Here is a 16,546-nt window from a genome sequence, read left to right as displayed (position 1 = left end):
TCAATTTAAGATTCTTGAGTTTCTTTAGGAGCGGACTTGTTAGCGTCGGCTTGAGTTTTCAAATCCTTGCGGGCATCCTGTAAGAAAAAGAGATAGGCTGCTTCTAGAGTCTTGCTATCTGTTAAAAGTCGCTCAGGGCGAGAGTGATAAACTTCATCGAATAGTTGCTTCAGCACGTCATAAAATTGCTTAACCTGTTCATACTTTGTTGCCCCAACCCCATGTTCACGAATGCGATCGAGGCGAGTATGGTAATCCTGCACCAGTGCTGCAAAGATAGTGTCCCAGTCCATGTGGGATTTGCGCGATCGCACAGCTTTGATGAATTCTGAGAATGGCTCAGCTTGAGCGGTGCGACGGAAAGAGCTACCCCGAAGTTTGCCAACTTCAGCCAAGTACGCTGCCTTTTTGAGATAGCTTGAAACGCGATCATGTTCTTCTGACATTAGGCTCTCCAGCAAATGAGTTAATGGTTCCTTTATGCGAGTCCAGATAGCTTCTAAATTTGGATCATCTTGTTCTCGTAAAATCCATCGAAATATGACGTGGTAAAGGTCAAGGGGCCGCTGTGCGGCTCTTGCCAAGTCATAGAGGCAATCATCTTTCTTCTGAAGACTGGCAATGCTGACCGTGAGCTTGCCGATGTACTGCAATCTCTCTAAAACCTGCTCTGCTGTTACAGAAAATCGTTCCTCTGATCTCGATAAATGCACTTGCTGGTAGTAAATTCCATTTCCTAAAAGTGGCTGAAGCGATGATGGAATACCTTCAACTCGACCAAACACATAACAGTTGGGTTCAACTTCAAGATTTGAGGTAAGAACGAAAGGAAATCCAGTATCTATTGCAAGAGATATTTCTAATGCTAATCGCAATGATTTCAGTAATCCTGTTGAGTTATTAACGTCGCCCCAAACTATCGGAATAACAACATTAGAAAATATAAACTCTGGGCGTTTTGGAAATGAGAAACCTTCAAATTTATCAGATTCAAATATGAACTCATTTTCTTGATATAGTTTCCACTCATTAACTTTAACTGCTCCATTACTTAAATTGTTTCTAGCAGCATTTTTAATCCATTCCCTTAAAATCAACTGAAATTCAGGACTTGAGTTTCTGGGCAATGAAAAATGTAAGTAGTAGACGTATGTTGGAGCCTCCCCTCCAGTTTTTGACTTTTTCTTCGTGCTTGGAAAGCCAGCACCTACTTGTAATAGCTGATAACCTATTGAAGAAATAAAGTCAGCACATCTAACAGGATCGTTGCTACTTCCTCCTAATAAACGATTTGAAAACATTTGAACTTTTGTTTCAGGAGGCATTTGAGGTTTTCTAAGGGGTTTGACTTCCGCGCGAATAGATCCTAGGGATGATCTTTTATTCGGGCTGGACTCAATATATGAGGTTAACTCACTGTAGAAATCTACCTGCATGTTTCCAGGCAAGTTTAAAGTAGTTTTAACAGCATCTATAAGTTCTTTTGGTGCCGCAATATCCTGTTCATGAATTGATAACTCTGATAGACGCATCTGAAAGGATTCTCGAAGAGCTTTTTGAACACCAGTCATTCCTTCCGTCGAGGCTTTAACAGCAAATAAGCAGCGTCCATATTGTTCCTCAAAAATCTCTAACGCTTTTCTTTGCTCTAGAGATAATCCCATATGCTCACAGAGCTTTTCCCATACTTGATTAGGTTTTAGTTCTGGCTTAACTTGTCGATAGCTCACATAAGCAGCTTTAAGTCCTTCAGAAATAGCAAATTCTTCTGCTGTACTTACTGGTAATAAACCATTTTTTTTCGCATTATCTACTGCGCCTTGACCAGCCTTGATTGAATACTTTTCAATAGACTCACTAACCTTCTTCTCTTTGTAGCCCAAGTATTTCTTTGCTAATAAAGCATCTACTCTTTCAAGAGTAGCTTCTACATCTTGCTCAATTGCTTTTTGATCAACCTTGATCCCATTCGTGCTTTTATCTGTAACTAGCTGCTCAATATTATTGGCAAAAACTCGGTCAATATGCTTTTTCCAATTCTTGGCAATTTTAAGAGATAGATCTTCTTGTGGGAAAGATTCTCCTTCATAAATCTGACTGTCAGGATTAATGAATAAGATATGCAGACCCTCGCTGTGTAAAATCTCTTTGCAAGCTAATAGCAGTAGGGCCGTTAGATACCCTCGATTTTCGGACAAGGTTACTTTAAAGAGATGACTAGGACGACCAAAGGCAACCGTCAACTCGTTTTCAACCTTACGAATTCGTTTATCTTCTTCAATACCTAAATCGAATAAATCTCCTCCAATTAGCATTGCTGCCCACTTGGCAATGTTGGGATCTTCGGGAAGAAACCGAGTACCATCACTGACGTTATGCCCAGAGTGCCGCTCAATCAGCTTTCGCACCAATTCTAGGTCTTCATCATTCTTGACTAATCCTTTAACCCCTGCACGTTCAAGTTGTTCTTCTAAGAAGGCGCGATCGCGCGCCAAAGTTTTTACATTCCGTTGCTTTGGGTCTAGCTTGTTCAAATCATGAACAGCCGTTGCTGCAAGGATGCAGCCGCGTTTTTCTTCAGGAACCTGAGCAATTTTGCTAACGGTTAGAACGAACTGACATGCAGAATCTAGGTGTTCGGCTAACGTTCGTCCTTGGCGCGACCCTCGCTGTCCATGCGTTCCGTGCAACTCATACAGTTTGGGGCGAACCTGTTGGAAATAAATATCGTCTAGGCTGTTTGGCTCTTGTGCCATGAGCCGACGTCGTTTTAACACCATAGTCTCTCTCGACAGTCAAGGTTAGATAAATAGACGATTAGTACAATCAGCTCCGAACATCATGGAAACTTAGGCAACCCACAATTCATGTTTCTTTGTTTGAGGAAAGTACAAATATAGTTTTCCCAAAGAGAACTAATTTCAGCCGTGCGATCGCCTTCTCGTCTTGGTAACTACTCAGCCCTTAGATTTGGTGGGTTCAGCTTAGCCGCAATTTTTATCTTGAGTTTCCAATCATCACAACTTTTAATCCCCTCAAGTCTTGAACGGGCAGAGCTTACAGCGGACAGCATCCGATACTCATACTGCCGATCGCCCCCATGTCGTTTCTCGAAACGGTAGCCCTGTTTCTTAGTAGCCGCATGCATCTTTGCCAAGAAGCGGTGTCCCACTTGCTGCACTAGTTCTTCCGTTGAATGCCCGCGGCCATCCGCCAGTACTGCAGACAGCTTTTCCAACCGCGCCATAGCTATCTCCTTGGCTAAAACGCCAATTGTTTACCAGTGAGCTTAGTAGAAAAACGATATAATGCAATTACAATAGGAAGTATCACACAGTCTTCTCAAAAGTGCAAGTATATTTTTAGTTCTTTCTAAAAAATGGCTAGAAAAAAGGAAACCTTAACGCTTTCGGTTCCTCCAGGAACAAAGGAAAAGCTGGAGGCGATCGCAGAACGTCTCAACATCCGTTGGGGCAGTAATCCCAGCCCTTCTGGCCTAGTTGCTGCGATCGCCCAGCAGGAGTTTGAGGTCGGGCAACCCTTCAAACTTAATGCCTCACAAGTTAAGGCGTTGCATCAGGGAGTTCGAGATCTGATTGATGCAGGACATATTGAAGAAGCCAAAAGTGTACTTACACTTTTGATTGATAAAGGAGAGATCGAAGCTCCTTTGCGCCAGAGCCTTATCCAACAGATCAGTCAACCCCTTGAAGGTTGGCGAATCCAAGTTGATGCCTACATTGCTCAACAACAGCCGTTTCATTTGCTTTACCAAAATTCCCAGGGGCACCCTCTGGAATATACGGTTCGCTATGCCGAAGTCATCTTTTATGAGAAACGGTATTACTTGCAAATTTGGTGCGATGAAACCGAAGATAGCGATGACTTGCCAGAATTAAGCCATAATCGCTGCTTTCGGCTCGACCGCATTCAGGGTATTTTCCCAATTAGCGGAGAGTGGCGCGGTAGTTTCGACACTATTCAAGTTCAATTGCACCTCAAGGGTTGGCTTGTGCGGGCCTATGAGCCTAAAGAAGATGATATTCATGATGAAATCCTTGCTAATGTCCGGCAGGTCACTCGGAACGTTGTAAACCCCTTTTGGCTCATTCGAGAGGTTCGTCGTTACGGCCCGGAGTGCGTCATCGCCTCGCCTGATGCAGTGCGCGATCGCTTCAGGCAGGAACTGTTAGCGATGGTAGAACAATACACCTAAGCGATGCAGAACAATCTCACTGCATCACCTCTCGCACCCAACTCCATCCCGCTCACTATTAAATGGATCGGCGGCAACGATTCCCACAATTGGCGAGCAGCCGCTTCATCGCGTGCACCAATATAAACCCTGACAATCTCACGAGTGTTGGCATCAAGGCCACCAGACCCATTGTTTGTTCCCCTTGTTGTCTACGAAGGACCACAATTCATCACATTGAATCGTCAGCCTACCCTTATTTTGGGTGTCACCTGCACTTGTTGGGGCACCTTGGCATATTTCTCGTTGACGTAGGTTTGCAGCCATTGTTCAGAGACCTGAGCAGCACGAGCAATGCCAGCCAAAGAGATTCGTTCTAACAGCAACCGGTCAATTAGTTCTCGTATGGCTTGGTCAAGGACTTTTTTGTTTGGTTGTTCGATAAACTGTCGTCCACAGTCATGGCATTTGAAGCGTTGTTTATTACCGTTGTGGATGCGACCGTTCTTAACCGTTTTGGCGGATGCACAGATGGGGCAAGCAGGCATGATAGAAGAACAGCAAAGACTCTACTTCCCCATCATTACATCTTGGGCACTACCCAGTCATAAACCAGGGATTGATCACCGTAATGTTGATCGATTGCATCGTGGCGATTCCCTGAGCGGGGGGCTGTTGAGCCAGAGCGTTCATGACAAAGGTTGAGAAAGCGAAAAATATTCCAGCAATCAACCCACATCCAAGATCTGCAAACAGTTTTAGGACATACAGGTATTCAATCCCTACCATCATCAGTACTGACTCCTATGCAGCAACTAGCTCAGTAATTTTGTGGCGGGCATTAGCAATCGACTCCGCCAACTTTTGTCCCCCAGACTCATCATTTTCGACATGAATAAAGGTAATATCCGTGATGCCCAGAAAACCGAAAACAGTTACAAGATAGGGATCGTGGTGATTCATCATTTCGTAGCGTCCACCCGGTTGAAAACCAGAATCTCCCCGGGATTCAATAATAAACATTTTCTTACCGAGGACGAGCGGTTTATACACACTACCAGCTTCATTGAATTCAATATCAACCGTTCGCCCAATGCGAACAATCTGGTCGATGTATGCCTTAAATCCACTAGGAACACTGAAGTTATACATGGGAACACCAATGACATAAATATCTGCTGCTAGAAATTCATCCACCAGTTGATCACTGAGGCGAATCGCGTCTTGGAGTTGGGGCGTGTATTGTTCAGGGGATGAAAAAGCTGCTGCAATCCAGGCTTCATCTACATGGGGAATGGGATTACGTCCTACATCTCGATAGGCGATCGCATCATCAGGATATCGCTGTTGCCACTGTTGAACAAACTCACGAGTCATACGACGAGAATGAGACCGCTCTCCACGAGGACTCGCATCAATGTGTAGTAAATGTGCCATCGTTTCTCCTACCTAATTCACGTATGATTCCTTCAGACACATTTAGATTAGAAAAATGCTTTATTGTTTCGCTATCTAATTCTTGCGGAACTATCACATTCTTGAGATGAGTTACAAAGTAGTACCCGTACAAAAAACTATCCAAAGATAGAGAAAATCTGCTCCCACCTTGTTGGGTGAAGTCGATAGAGAAGGCACGACTCCTTCCGGTAAAGATATTTGGTTGTGTGGTGAGGGGATTTAGTCACGGTTCTTTATTCCAGCGATTGATAAGATGATTCTGAAGATACATCCTTCTCTATTTGGCTCAGGAATTCCACTTTTTTCAGGAACAATTCCACGGACCTCTCTGGAATTAACCGACAGCAAGATTTACAAGAATGGTTTCATGTTTTTGCACTATCAAGTGCAACATTAACTGATCGGTGAGACCTATCTGATTCTTGCAATACTATCAAAATCTTGCGGTCAATTTTCACAATTCTGAGTGAGCGGTGCAAAAGTGACTACAATCAAAACTAAGCGAGTTGGTTTTGCATGATGAATTTTCCTTCTAGCCCTGATGCTGCAACAGATAGTTCGCTCATTCTATCCAGTCAAAATCAGGGTTGGAGAAACCTCTTGGTAGAGCAATTTCGTGAGCCACCTGGAGAAGGAAACTGTCACCACAGTCATGAACACACCATTTGTTTAGCCCTGGATACCCGTCCGATTCGGATGTTACAAATTCGTGAAGGGAAAACCTACACTGGGCTATATGCCAAAGGTGATCTTTCCATTACGCCTGCTCAAATGCCCCTTTTCGCCTGTTGGGATGGTGAAGATCACCATCTTAAAATTCGTTTGACCTCTCATTTTATTCAACAAATTGCGAGAGAGGCTTTGGGAATGGATAGCGATCGCCTGGAATTGCTACCTCAAGCGCGAATTCGCGATCCTCATATTGAGGCGATTGGTCTCATGCTTTTGGCTGAACTGCAACAGGGCAATACTGCTAACACACTCTATGTTGAATCTTTGGCAAATGTCCTGGCGGTGCATTTAATTCGTCAACACACGACCGATCGCCCGCAACCTGTAATGTATGAGGGTGGTTTGCCTCAGCGACAACTCTTGCAAGTGTTGGATTATATCGATGCTCATCTCCAGCAAGAGATTAAGTTGACCGACCTAGCTTCGCTGGTGGGAATGAGTGAGTTTCATTTCGGTCGTCAGTTTAAGCAGGGGCTTGGAACCACCCCTCATCAATACTTGCTTCAACAACGTATTGAACGAGCAAAGCAGTTGTTGAAACAAAGCGATCGCTCCATTTCAGACATTGCATTGACTTGTGGATTTAATAGTCACAGTCATCTCAGTAAACAGTTTCGACAGTTAACTGGAACAACACCAAAAGCGTATCGGTTGAATTCGTAATTTGTTATTTGCTGCTAATAACCAAAAGTAGAGAAATCCTATGGTTTGGCAAGAGGTACTTGAAAAGAGCAACGTATGGGTTTATGAATACGTGGCCAATGGGTATAAAGCCAATGCTTTTGCCTTTGCCTTCAATGGCGATCATCTAGCCGTCATTAGTCCACCGACTGGACTTTCTGACGCAGATTTTGCAGCGATCGACGCAAAGGGACAGGTCACCGCTTTAATTGCGCCTCATTCGGGTCATGATTTGGGTCATGCAGTATGGCAGGCTCGTTATCCGACTGCTGTTTCCTATGCTCCAGAGGTTGCCCTGAAGCAAATTAATCAAGATGGTCTCCGCTCTTTCCTACCGCTTACAAACCTCGCGACTTCCCAAGTGGACTTTCGAGAAGTTCCTGGTACGAAAAAAGGGGGTACGATTGCAATCGTGAAGCGGGGAGAACGTCCAGTTGTGTATCTCGATGAAATCGTAAGTCACTGGATATCTTTACCTGACAATTGGCTGGCAAAGTTTTTGTTTTGGTCAACGAGTAGCGCGCCTGGACTCAAGGTGAATCGGGTGTATCTAAAGGCGCTTTGCTCAGATGTTCAGGTAGTAGCTCAAACGGTCCTGGAGGCTTTGGTGGATGATCCAGTCATTGTTCCCGCCCACGGTATACCCCTGGCTGATTTGGGGGATGCAGACCGAGTGCGATCGCTGGTGGAACCATTCACGCAGTCTTCTCGTTATCAGGTGTCGTAATCCACTGAACAAGTTGAATCACGACACCATTGGGGTCTGTCACTTGAAAGAAGCGTTCACCCCAGGGTTCAGTCTCAATGGGAGTCGTGATCGGTACACCTTCCGCCTGTAGTCGTTCATATTCCGTGTCAATGTCATCGACGACAAACGCGATCAGCAATCCATCGGCTCGATGGTCACGCAGATGAATGGGTTTGAAGCTTTTCAATCCCGTTTTTAGAAAAACTAGGTTGAAGCCAGCATCTTCTCTCCCAAGGGATACAAAGCCATCGGCTGACATTTGTTCCTTAAAGCCAAAATGCTGTTTGACAAAGGTAGCTGATGCGGTGACATCATCCACGTTCAACGAAATAGCGGAGGCAGTAATTTTCATTTTTTACCTCAGTAGGATGATGGAGGGCGATCGCAATGATTCATTCAGCCCATCAGTTTTGCGCATTCTCGCAAAGCGACTGTGTAGCCATCTGTTTGTACTCATCCAATCCCGACTTTAGCGCGAATTCAGCAATTTCTATCGCAAAAGTAGCATTCAGTTCAATTACATGCTCTGCCATGGTTGACCACGTGTACCCCCCTGCCTCAGCATAGCCTGAGATCAGTTTATTGAGAGCGGCTTGACCAAACGTGCGGTAATGAGCGACAAAATCTCTTGCTGGATCAGCGACAGATGCCTCAGTCCAATCGATGAATCCGGTTGCTTGTGCTTGTTCATCAATCAGAATATGCCCAGCATGTAAATCACCGTGAATTAGTGTCGTTTCCTGCATCCACATTTCATCGTTATGAAGCCAGTTTTGCCACCGCTCCCATAACGTCTGACCAACCCCAAACTCACTCTTGACGGCATCCATTCTCTGCTTCATATCAGCTCTTATGGCTTCAGCAGTTTTAACCGGAAGACCGCTTGCACGGACTCTCTCTAGACTAATTTGATGTAGGGACGCCAACCCCTTCGCTAGGGACTGGTGGAATCGATCGGGTATATTTGCCGGAGCAATTTCCCACCTATAAGCTTTTGCTTCTGGATCGATCGTGCCCATTGGTACACCGTTTAATGCCGGATAAGCAATCAGTTCATCGGAGCAAACCGTCCATTGGGGCACTTCCACACTTAAAAGCGGAGCAATCAGTTCTAATGTTCGTTTTTCCTGATCGATTGATGGCAAAACATCGTCCCGTCGAGGAAGACGCAAAACCCAACGTTCTCCAGCATTGTCTGTTGCCAGCACAACTTGAAAATCGAGACCCGACTCATTAAATTGCAGTGAACTTTCCCGGAGGGTCAAACCATTCTTATGAGCTAACTCCAGCACTTCTTGCTGTGACTTGATACGTTCGACCATACCTCTTACCTCGTACCCCAAATGCTTAACTCTCTGTATAACAGCTAATCGTTTTGGGTTGTCATACTACAATAATGCTACAAGATGTAAATTCCACCATCCACAGCTTTGGCGATCGCGTCAATATAGTCCAAGAGATTTAATCGAGGCCTAGCATTCACACAAGCACTCTGGACAATGAAAATCTGTCTAAAGATAGGAAATCACTCGTTTTACCTGACTGGGTGAAGTGGAAAGTAGGCGTGATCGCTACTCTAAAAAAGCTCTATCAGACAGAGGAATGATGCTTTTCCATCTCTCGATTCCGAGTCAATCTCAAAACCCAAAAACTGCTCCTGAGATCCCTAGCACAACGCAATCTCTAAGGCAGAAATTAACCCTATGGCATCGCCAGATGACCTTGAAAGGTAGACACCAAAAAACAAGAGAAGATTACTTTCCAGAGCCTCGTTTGCTCACTCAAAGAGTATAAAAAATCCAGTAATTCATTACCGCTGATGATGAGCAGCGCTCGCTCAATGGCTAGACAATCAGTGAACCAAGCATATCCAATGACCAAAACGTTTTACGCTATCTTAGCCAACTCACTGGTAGCTGCACTGACTAACACCTTTGTCTGGTTTGCTGTTACCTTTTGGGTCTTTCTGCAAACTCAATCGGTACTGGCAACCTCGGTCATGGCCGGTGTATATGTTGGAACCGTTGCCCTCTCTGGTTTCTTTCTCGGATCGCTGGTCGATCGCTATCGCAAGAAAAAAGCGATGTTATTATCCAGCGTCTGTTCTCTTATGCTGTATCTGTTGGCTCAAATCATTTTTAGTTCTACGCCACCCTCTGTTTTCACTGATGTATCCAGCATTCCGTTGTGGATTTTTATTGTACTGACTCTGATGGGGGCGATCGCAGGCAATATCCGCACCATCGCCCTGCCAACCCTTGTCACCCTGCTAATTCCAGAGGCCGAGCGAGACAAAGCCAATGGGCTTGTGGGAACTGCAAACGGGGTGTCGTTTCTCATCGCTTCTATTTTCAGCGGACTGGCGATCGGTTTTCTAGGGGTCTATTGGGTCATGGTGTTTGCGATTGCGCTGACGGTTGCGGTCATCCTGCATCTGGCAATCCTCCCTATTCCCGAACAAACGATTCTTCATTCGGAACATCACACTCAACATATTGACATTCGCGGTACGATTCGGGCGATCGCACTCGTTCCAGGATTATTTGGACTGATTTTCTTTAACTGCTTCAATAACTTCCTAGGCGGTGTCTTCATGTCCCTGATGGATGCCTATGGTCTATCCCTGGTGTCAGTGCAGATGTGGGGAATTTTGTGGGGGCTTTTAAGCTTGGGATTTATTCTAGGTGGCTTGATGATTGCCAAACGCGGTTTAGGGAAAAGCCCATTACGAACCCTATTTCTGGCAAACATCATCATGTGGGTGATTGCCACTGGCTTTACGATTCAAGCTTCTGTTGTATCGTTGGCCGTTGGAATGTTTATTTATCTCTGTCTGATTCCGGTGGTTGAAGCCGCAGAACAAACAATTCTACAAGCCGTCATTCCATTGGAACGTCAGGGGCGCGTCTTTGGATTTGCCCAGAGCATTGAGCAAGCCGCATCCCCCCTGACCGCGTTTATGATTGGACCGATCGCCCAGTTCATTTTCATCCCATTTATGACTACGGGAGAAGGCGTAGACCTGATCGGCGGTTGGTTTGGCACTGGAGCCAGTCGCGGTATTGCCCTTTTATTTACATTCACCGGACTCATCGGGTTAATCGTGACGTTATTGGCAATGCGATCGCATGCCTACCAGAAACTATCTGCAAATTATCAAAAAAACAGCAACATTTCTCCCATTCAAAAATCACCTCTGCAATGAACTTACGCCCTGCCACCTCTGCTGATTTAGATCTCCTGCGCCATTGGGATGAACAACCGCATGTGGTCGCTTCGGATCCAAATGACGACTGGCACTGGGAAACAGAACTGGATCGCACCCCTGATTGGCGAGAACAATTGATTGCAGAGATCAACGGTCGGGCGATCGGATTCATTCAAATTATCGATCCGGCGCGGGAGGAAAGCCATTACTGGGGAGATGTAGCAGAAAATCTTCGGGCGATCGACATCTGGATTGGAGCGGAGGCCGATTTAGGCAAGGGCTATGGCACCCAAATGATGCAGCTTGCCCTCGCCCGCTGTTTTTCTGATTCATTGGTAACGGCAGTCCTCGTTGATCCGTTGGCCAGCAACACTCGCGCTCATCGCTTTTATGAACGGTTGGGTTTTCGTTGTATCGAGCGTCGCCAATTTGGGGACGATGATTGCTTTATCTATCGCCTCAATCGAGAGAATTGGCATCTCGATTATTTGTAATTCAAGAAAACATCTAATTCCCATGCTTGGTAAGGAAAATCAGATGTTTTCTTGAATTGCTAGCCGAATCACTGAAATTAGGGAATGGGGCGATCGCCTCTAGGGTGGGTCCACACGTTTTACTGAGCGATCGCAGCCTGTTCAATGACTGCGGCGACGGCCTCTGGATGGGAAACCATCACGACATGGGGCAAGCCATTGACAACGCCTGTCTCACTAGAGTTAATTCGCTTTGCCAGTTAAACGCCCATTTAGGAATGCAGTTGTGACTTAAACGTCAACTGCTGAAGTTCCTTTTGATTCCAGTTGCCTAATCTGGCGGCAGCTTCGTAGGTGCTTTGCAAAAACTCTAACAACATCTGATCCGGTGATTCTGCCTCGCGAACCGCGTCATAGGGCAAAATAAATTCGCCCAGTTCTTTACTGTAAAAGGCAGCATCGGGACGAACCTCAGCCTGCTTAAATCCATCGGGTTCTGGGTATGCATAGGAATAAAACGCTGGGTATGATAATCCGGCTCCAGGCCAAAATCCGGCACTACTGACTTCCTGGGAATAGGCTTCCTGCGCCACAGCATCCGGTAGATTTGGCACCCCTCCCGGATGCTTAGGAGCTGGCCGCCCCGAAAAGCGCGTCACGGCTAAATCAAAACTCCCCCAGAAAAAATGAACCGGACTAACCTTGCCGGAAAAATGGGAACGAAATTCACGAAAGACGCGATCGGACTGGAGCAGCACTCGCCAGCATCGATTGGCGTAATCCGCATCATAGGCGGCATGAGTTTCATCCTGCTCAAATCGAATTGGGTCAGGGACTTCATTTGGTTTGGTGTTAATGGTGATGTGAAGATCGAGTTCTCTCAACGTTTCCATCACAGTCCGATAAATATCAGCAACAGAACGAGGGTAGAGGGCGATCGCCCGTCTTGCCCCTTCGCTAGTTTGAATCAGCAGCTCATGATCAATGAAATCAAAGTCAATTTGAAAGATACGGCTGCCATAGGGAATCGTGGAAGTAGTCAGTCCCCGAACGGTTAAATAAAGGGGAATATGCCAGGAATGATTAATCCACGGAGTTTGGGCCAATCGGATTTTGCCGATGATTTGAGTCCACATGTGCAAGGTGGCATAGGTCTCTTGCCATGCATCCAGGGGTAAACTCGGCCAACTATCTGTTGAAGGCAGGGCAGGCTGATTTGACATCATGATTTCCTCGCGAGTAGAAAAGGGGCACGTGATCAATAGTTCTTCTGTTGTTCATCCACAAAACACCACAGCCATTGTTCTCCCAATTCGGCTGAACTGATCACCGCATGTCCACTTTCTTCATAATGACGGTGATCTCACCCCTTCCGACTGGGGCAGAGTCGCTCAGATGTCATTCCCTGACCCGCATTTCCAGAGTTTGAATTGCTATTGGCTCAACTTGAACGTGCTGATTCGTAAAGCAATCGGTTGTCGGTTGGTGTCACTAAGCGTTATATTGTCACTTAGTGACAGACTCTTAAAAAGAAGGCTGCTGTGGGGAGTGACGATACCAACAACAACAACAAGAGCGACCGCAGACCAGGGAGGATGAGTGAGCAGCGGCAGCAGCGGATACGTCTGGAGATTTCGCGGGAGGCGGCGCGTTTGTTCTGGGAGCAAGGCGTCGCTGCCACGACCGGCGAGCAAATTGCCGCTGCAGTGGGTCTCTCAGTGCGCACTCTCTGGCGGTACTTCCGCAACAAGGAGAGCTGTGTCGAGCCGGTCTTGGCGCAGGATGGCGAAGAGTTTGTGGCGCTATTGCGTCGCTGGCCTCGCGATGTCTCCCTTGAAGATCACCTTATGGAGTGGGCGAAGAATCGTACTACAGATCCCGATCAGCAGGCCTTTGATCAGGCTGTGATCAAGATGACTGTGCTGGCCGAAAAAGAGCCGGATCTACGAACGGCCTGGCTGATGACCAACGACCGAATAGAGCGTGCTCTGGTCGAGATCTTCGCAGATCGCCTGCGGCGATCGCCTGACGATATTGAGGTGCGACTGCACGCTGCGGCGGCCACGGCAGTCGTGCGCGTTATCAGTGAAGACATCAGTGCTGCCCTGATGGCAGGAGCCGATCCCACCTCGCTTGGCAACACGCTCGGGCAGATGGCCCGCGCCGTGCATACAGCTACAGGTGGGGCGGTCGGCGATCCTGTCGATCCTTAAACCCATTAACAACTGAAATCAGCAACAAGAGCAAAGGAGTTGATCCTCATGTCTCAAGTTCCTTCTGACCACTCGCGGGAGTCAGAGAAGACCGTCGTGTCTTCATCTCGACTCAATACGAGTCCGCGTCCAGGGTTGCCCGAGGGCATTATTGGTCTTATCGTCTTTATCGTAATCGGGTATGTAGGTGGCTTACAGCTCTCGCGGTTCGGCCTCGACCCCGTGGTCTACGGATTGGTCTTCACCGCGCTGTCTGGTATTGCTGGCATCGCCGGGTTTGCCGCCGCTGTACTGCTCCGCATCCGTTTCCTCAGCGCCTTCGGCGTCCGTCGCATCTCCAGACGCTGGCTTCTCATCGGGGTCGGGGCGGGAGTCGTCGCCTTCATGGTCAAGGGGCTGGCGGTTCTGACCTACATCGCTATCACCGGGGATAGCTCAACCCCTCAGACCGTGTACGCCGAAGGTGGTAGTGGTGGGGTGCTGTCCTTGATCTTGGCGACGCTGTTTCTCGGCCTCCTCACGCCCCTGGGTGAGGAGCTGCTCTTTCGGGGCGTCATCGCCAACGTGCTGCTTCGCCACGGCCCGTTTTTTGGAGTCGTCGGCAGCGCCCTGCTCTTTGCCTTCATGCACGGCATCAATATCGTTTTCCCGACGGCCTTGGTGATGGGGCTTGTCGGTGCCGAACTGCTGCGCCGCAGTGGATCGGTCTGGCCCGCCGTCGTCGTTCACGTCGTCTTCAACCTGCCCACGGTTCCGGTGATGGTAGCCGCTGGCATGGGCTGACCCATCGCCGACACTCGGATTGTAGTTCGACTAGGGGCAAGCGCAGATCCAACGATGCCGGATCTGGCGTCACCAGATCTATCCAGGTCACCGTTAAATCCTGAAACTATCGGCAACTGTGATCAGTAATCCGACCCAAGCACTACATAACTTACTCATGAAGAAAACGGAGATGGAGATGCAAAACACTGAAAGAACGCAGGGAATCACGGCAGAAGCGAAAAAAGTTACCTACGTGGAGGCTGCCGGGTGGGGTAAGTATCGGTGGTGGCGGTATGTTCTGGGATTAGTCGTCATCTTCTTTGTGGGGCTGGTCGTCAACGGCATCACCGTCCCGCGCGTCGCGTTCTTGCTCGGCGGTCAGGAGGCGCTTGCTGCGTTCAATCGGCTGGATTACGCTGCGCTCGGCCTCGTGGGGGGCTTCGTTGCGTTCAGGGCGAGTTTTCTGTTCTTCCTCGCGGGAATCCTGATCGCCGTCACCCTCATTCACCAGCGTCATCCCCGGACGCTGGTCACAGCGCGGGAAAAGATTAGCTGGCGGCGTGTCGGTCAGGGGTTTGTGGCGTGGTTCGTGCCAGTCTGGCTGATCGCTGGGCTGGGACAGTACTTCTTCTATCCCGATACCTTCTCTTTTAACTTTGACCTCACAACGTTCGCGCTCTTCGTGCCGATCGCACTGATTGTCGTTGCGATCCAGACCACCACAGAGGAGCTTTTCTTTCGCGGCTACATTGTGCAGGGCGCAAGTATTGTTTGGTCTAACCGCGTCTTTCTGGCGCTGGTGCCAGCCGTGATCTTCGCCCTGGCGCACCTGCTCAACCCGGAGGCAAGCGCTGGCGGTTGGCTCACGGTCTTCATCAACTACTTCCTCGTTCCGGGGCTAGTGTGGACCGTGGTTTCTTTGATTGACGGAACCACCGAACTCGCCATCGGCGTACACTTCGCGAACAACATCGGCGGCAATCTCTTGATGGGCGTAGCCGGAAGCGACGTAGCCGGAAGCGCCGTGACCGCGCCGACTCTATTCACAGTCAGCGAGTTTCACGCGACCTACACGGCTCTATCAATGCTGGTTGTCGTACCCGTGTTTCTGGCGATCGCCTACAAGGTGTTCAAACCCGATGGAGTATCCAAACCCGTTTCCCAGAGTTATCGGAGTGGTCGTTGGTAATCTCGTCAGTTCGTAAAACCATCAGCAGAGGATAAAACCATGGTTAAGCATAAAAACTCTAGGCTGCGACTGTTTGGGCTGCTGTGGTTGGCAGGCATGGCTGGGGTGATATCCCTGGCGTTGCTGCCCTTGCCCTCACTCCCAGAGGGTGCCCCGCCTGCCGCCGTGGTCAGGCTCCTGGTGCTGGTGCAGCCCGCGGTTTTGGTGTCGGTGGCGGTGCTGATAGGTGTCCTCTTGGCCCATCGGTTAGAGCTAATGGCACCGGGGACAGAGGCGCTGGCCGAGGGGCGATCGTGGCGGAAAGCCATGGTTCCTCAACTGTTGCCCGGTGTGGCGGGTGGGTTGATCAGTGGCGCACTAATGACGGTGATTACCCTGCTGTCTCGCCCGCTGCTGCCACCAGCCTTTGAGGCGGCTGAGCCCACGCCGCTGCTAGTGCGATTTCTCTACGGCGGTATCACCGAAGAAATTCTGATCCGCTGGGGACTGATGACGCTGCTGCTATGGCTGGGCTGGCGATTTGGGCAGCATCGCCAGGGTAAACCCCAGACCCGATGGGTGGTTGTCGCCATTGCCGTCTCTTCCCTGATGTTTGCTGCGGGCCACTTGCCCGCTGCGATCGCCCTAGGACTACCGCTAACCCCAGTCCTAGTAGGGTATTTGCTCATCCAAAATGCTTTGTTCGCAGGGGTTGCGGGGTATTTGTTCTGGCGCTACGGGCTAGAAACCGCCATGATCGCCCACCTGATAGTTCATGCCGTGCTAGCCCTCATCGGCTGAGGCATCTTCTGGCTACCGGGCAGGGTAGCCGCAGGTATCGTGGCCCCAGGCACCTTGCCAGATGGGCTGGACGGCAAAGCGTTCACCATCATGTCTCAAATTTC

At 48.5% G+C, this 16,546-nt stretch carries 17 protein-coding genes; 9 read left to right on the top strand and 8 right to left on the bottom strand.

Going from position 1 to position 16,546, the window contains the following annotated elements; genetic code table 11:
* Positions 1-5 precede the first annotated feature (5 nt).
* Both ACQ4M4_RS04350 and ACQ4M4_RS04345 read right to left on the bottom strand, forming a co-directional pair.
* Complete coding sequence (locus ACQ4M4_RS04350; RefSeq protein WP_430683243.1) at positions 6-2,756, bottom strand: hypothetical protein; 2,751 nt, start codon at positions 2,754-2,756, stop codon at positions 6-8.
* Between the two features lie 197 nt (positions 2,757-2,953).
* Positions 2,954-3,247, bottom strand: a complete 294-nt coding sequence (locus tag ACQ4M4_RS04345) for a hypothetical protein (protein WP_430683242.1) — start codon at positions 3,245-3,247, stop codon at positions 2,954-2,956.
* A gap of 132 nt (positions 3,248-3,379) precedes the next feature.
* Between ACQ4M4_RS04345 and ACQ4M4_RS04340 the strand changes: the two genes are divergently transcribed.
* Entirely contained in the window at positions 3,380-4,216 is an 837-nt protein-coding gene (locus ACQ4M4_RS04340; protein WP_430683241.1) for a helix-turn-helix transcriptional regulator, read from the top strand.
* Between the two features lie 224 nt (positions 4,217-4,440).
* Here the strand turns inward: ACQ4M4_RS04340 and ACQ4M4_RS04335 are convergent, their stop codons facing one another.
* The 3 genes from ACQ4M4_RS04335 to ACQ4M4_RS04325 are packed head-to-tail and all read right to left on the bottom strand — an operon-like array spanning position 4,441 to position 5,632.
* Positions 4,441-4,743: an IS1/IS1595 family N-terminal zinc-binding domain-containing protein gene (locus ACQ4M4_RS04335; RefSeq protein WP_430683240.1), complete on the bottom strand. Its 303-nt coding sequence runs from the start codon at positions 4,741-4,743 to the stop codon at positions 4,441-4,443.
* A 49-nt stretch (positions 4,744-4,792) separates the two neighbouring features.
* Positions 4,793-4,987 carry a hypothetical protein gene (locus ACQ4M4_RS04330; RefSeq protein WP_430683239.1) on the bottom strand — a complete coding sequence of 65 codons (195 nt, stop codon included), beginning with the start codon at positions 4,985-4,987 and terminating at the stop codon, positions 4,793-4,795.
* Positions 4,988-4,999: 12 nt separating this feature from the next.
* A complete protein-coding gene (locus ACQ4M4_RS04325) occupies positions 5,000-5,632 on the bottom strand; it encodes an FMN-dependent NADH-azoreductase (protein ID WP_430683238.1) in 633 nt (210 codons plus the stop codon).
* A gap of 537 nt (positions 5,633-6,169) precedes the next feature.
* Between ACQ4M4_RS04325 and ACQ4M4_RS04320 the strand changes: the two genes are divergently transcribed.
* The gene (locus tag ACQ4M4_RS04320; protein WP_430683237.1) at positions 6,170-7,048 is read left to right on the top strand and encodes a helix-turn-helix domain-containing protein; all 879 of its coding nucleotides are present in this window, start codon (positions 6,170-6,172) and stop codon (positions 7,046-7,048) included.
* A 40-nt stretch (positions 7,049-7,088) separates the two neighbouring features.
* Complete coding sequence (locus ACQ4M4_RS04315; RefSeq protein ID WP_430683236.1) at positions 7,089-7,793, top strand: hypothetical protein; 705 nt, start codon at positions 7,089-7,091, stop codon at positions 7,791-7,793.
* On the opposite strand, the gene ACQ4M4_RS04310 is transcribed toward ACQ4M4_RS04315, so the two are convergent.
* Positions 7,762-8,166, bottom strand: a complete 405-nt coding sequence (locus ACQ4M4_RS04310) for a VOC family protein (RefSeq protein WP_430683235.1) — start codon at positions 8,164-8,166, stop codon at positions 7,762-7,764. The genes ACQ4M4_RS04315 and ACQ4M4_RS04310 overlap by 32 nt on opposite strands.
* A gap of 52 nt (positions 8,167-8,218) precedes the next feature.
* Positions 8,219-9,136, bottom strand: a complete 918-nt coding sequence (locus ACQ4M4_RS04305) for a macrolide 2'-phosphotransferase (RefSeq protein WP_430683234.1) — start codon at positions 9,134-9,136, stop codon at positions 8,219-8,221.
* A gap of 551 nt (positions 9,137-9,687) precedes the next feature.
* Here ACQ4M4_RS04305 and ACQ4M4_RS04300 point away from each other — a divergent pair.
* Positions 9,688-11,019 (top strand): MFS transporter, encoded by a 1,332-nt coding sequence (locus ACQ4M4_RS04300; protein WP_430683233.1) that lies wholly within the window; start codon positions 9,688-9,690, stop codon positions 11,017-11,019.
* Positions 11,016-11,516: a GNAT family N-acetyltransferase gene (locus tag ACQ4M4_RS04295; protein ID WP_430683232.1), complete on the top strand. Its 501-nt coding sequence runs from the start codon at positions 11,016-11,018 to the stop codon at positions 11,514-11,516. The genes ACQ4M4_RS04300 and ACQ4M4_RS04295 overlap by 4 nt, the downstream gene beginning before the upstream one ends.
* A 251-nt stretch (positions 11,517-11,767) precedes the next feature.
* Here ACQ4M4_RS04295 and ACQ4M4_RS04290 read toward each other — a convergent pair whose 3' ends face one another.
* Complete coding sequence (locus ACQ4M4_RS04290; RefSeq protein ID WP_430683231.1) at positions 11,768-12,721, bottom strand: DUF5996 family protein; 954 nt, start codon at positions 12,719-12,721, stop codon at positions 11,768-11,770.
* A 315-nt stretch (positions 12,722-13,036) separates the two neighbouring features.
* On the opposite strand from ACQ4M4_RS04290, the gene ACQ4M4_RS04285 reads away from it, so the two are divergent.
* The 4 genes from ACQ4M4_RS04285 (at position 13,037) to ACQ4M4_RS04270 (ending at position 16,442) form a co-directional block, all read left to right on the top strand.
* Positions 13,037-13,708: a TetR/AcrR family transcriptional regulator gene (locus ACQ4M4_RS04285; protein WP_430683230.1), complete on the top strand. Its 672-nt coding sequence runs from the start codon at positions 13,037-13,039 to the stop codon at positions 13,706-13,708.
* A gap of 48 nt (positions 13,709-13,756) precedes the next feature.
* Positions 13,757-14,491 (top strand): CPBP family intramembrane glutamic endopeptidase, encoded by a 735-nt coding sequence (locus tag ACQ4M4_RS04280; protein ID WP_430683229.1) that lies wholly within the window; start codon positions 13,757-13,759, stop codon positions 14,489-14,491.
* Positions 14,492-14,648: 157 nt separating this feature from the next.
* Positions 14,649-15,662 (top strand): CPBP family intramembrane glutamic endopeptidase, encoded by a 1,014-nt coding sequence (locus ACQ4M4_RS04275; protein WP_430683228.1) that lies wholly within the window; start codon positions 14,649-14,651, stop codon positions 15,660-15,662.
* Between the two features lie 39 nt (positions 15,663-15,701).
* Positions 15,702-16,442 (top strand): CPBP family intramembrane glutamic endopeptidase, encoded by a 741-nt coding sequence (locus tag ACQ4M4_RS04270; protein ID WP_430683227.1) that lies wholly within the window; start codon positions 15,702-15,704, stop codon positions 16,440-16,442.
* Positions 16,443-16,546 lie beyond the last annotated feature (104 nt).

This window comes from Leptolyngbya sp. AN02str (assembly GCF_050565595.1).
Lineage (GTDB): Bacteria > Cyanobacteriota > Cyanobacteriia > Elainellales > Elainellaceae > Kaiparowitsia.
The sequence above is the reverse complement of the archived record's forward strand: the minus strand, read 5'-3'. Positions and strand labels throughout refer to the sequence as shown.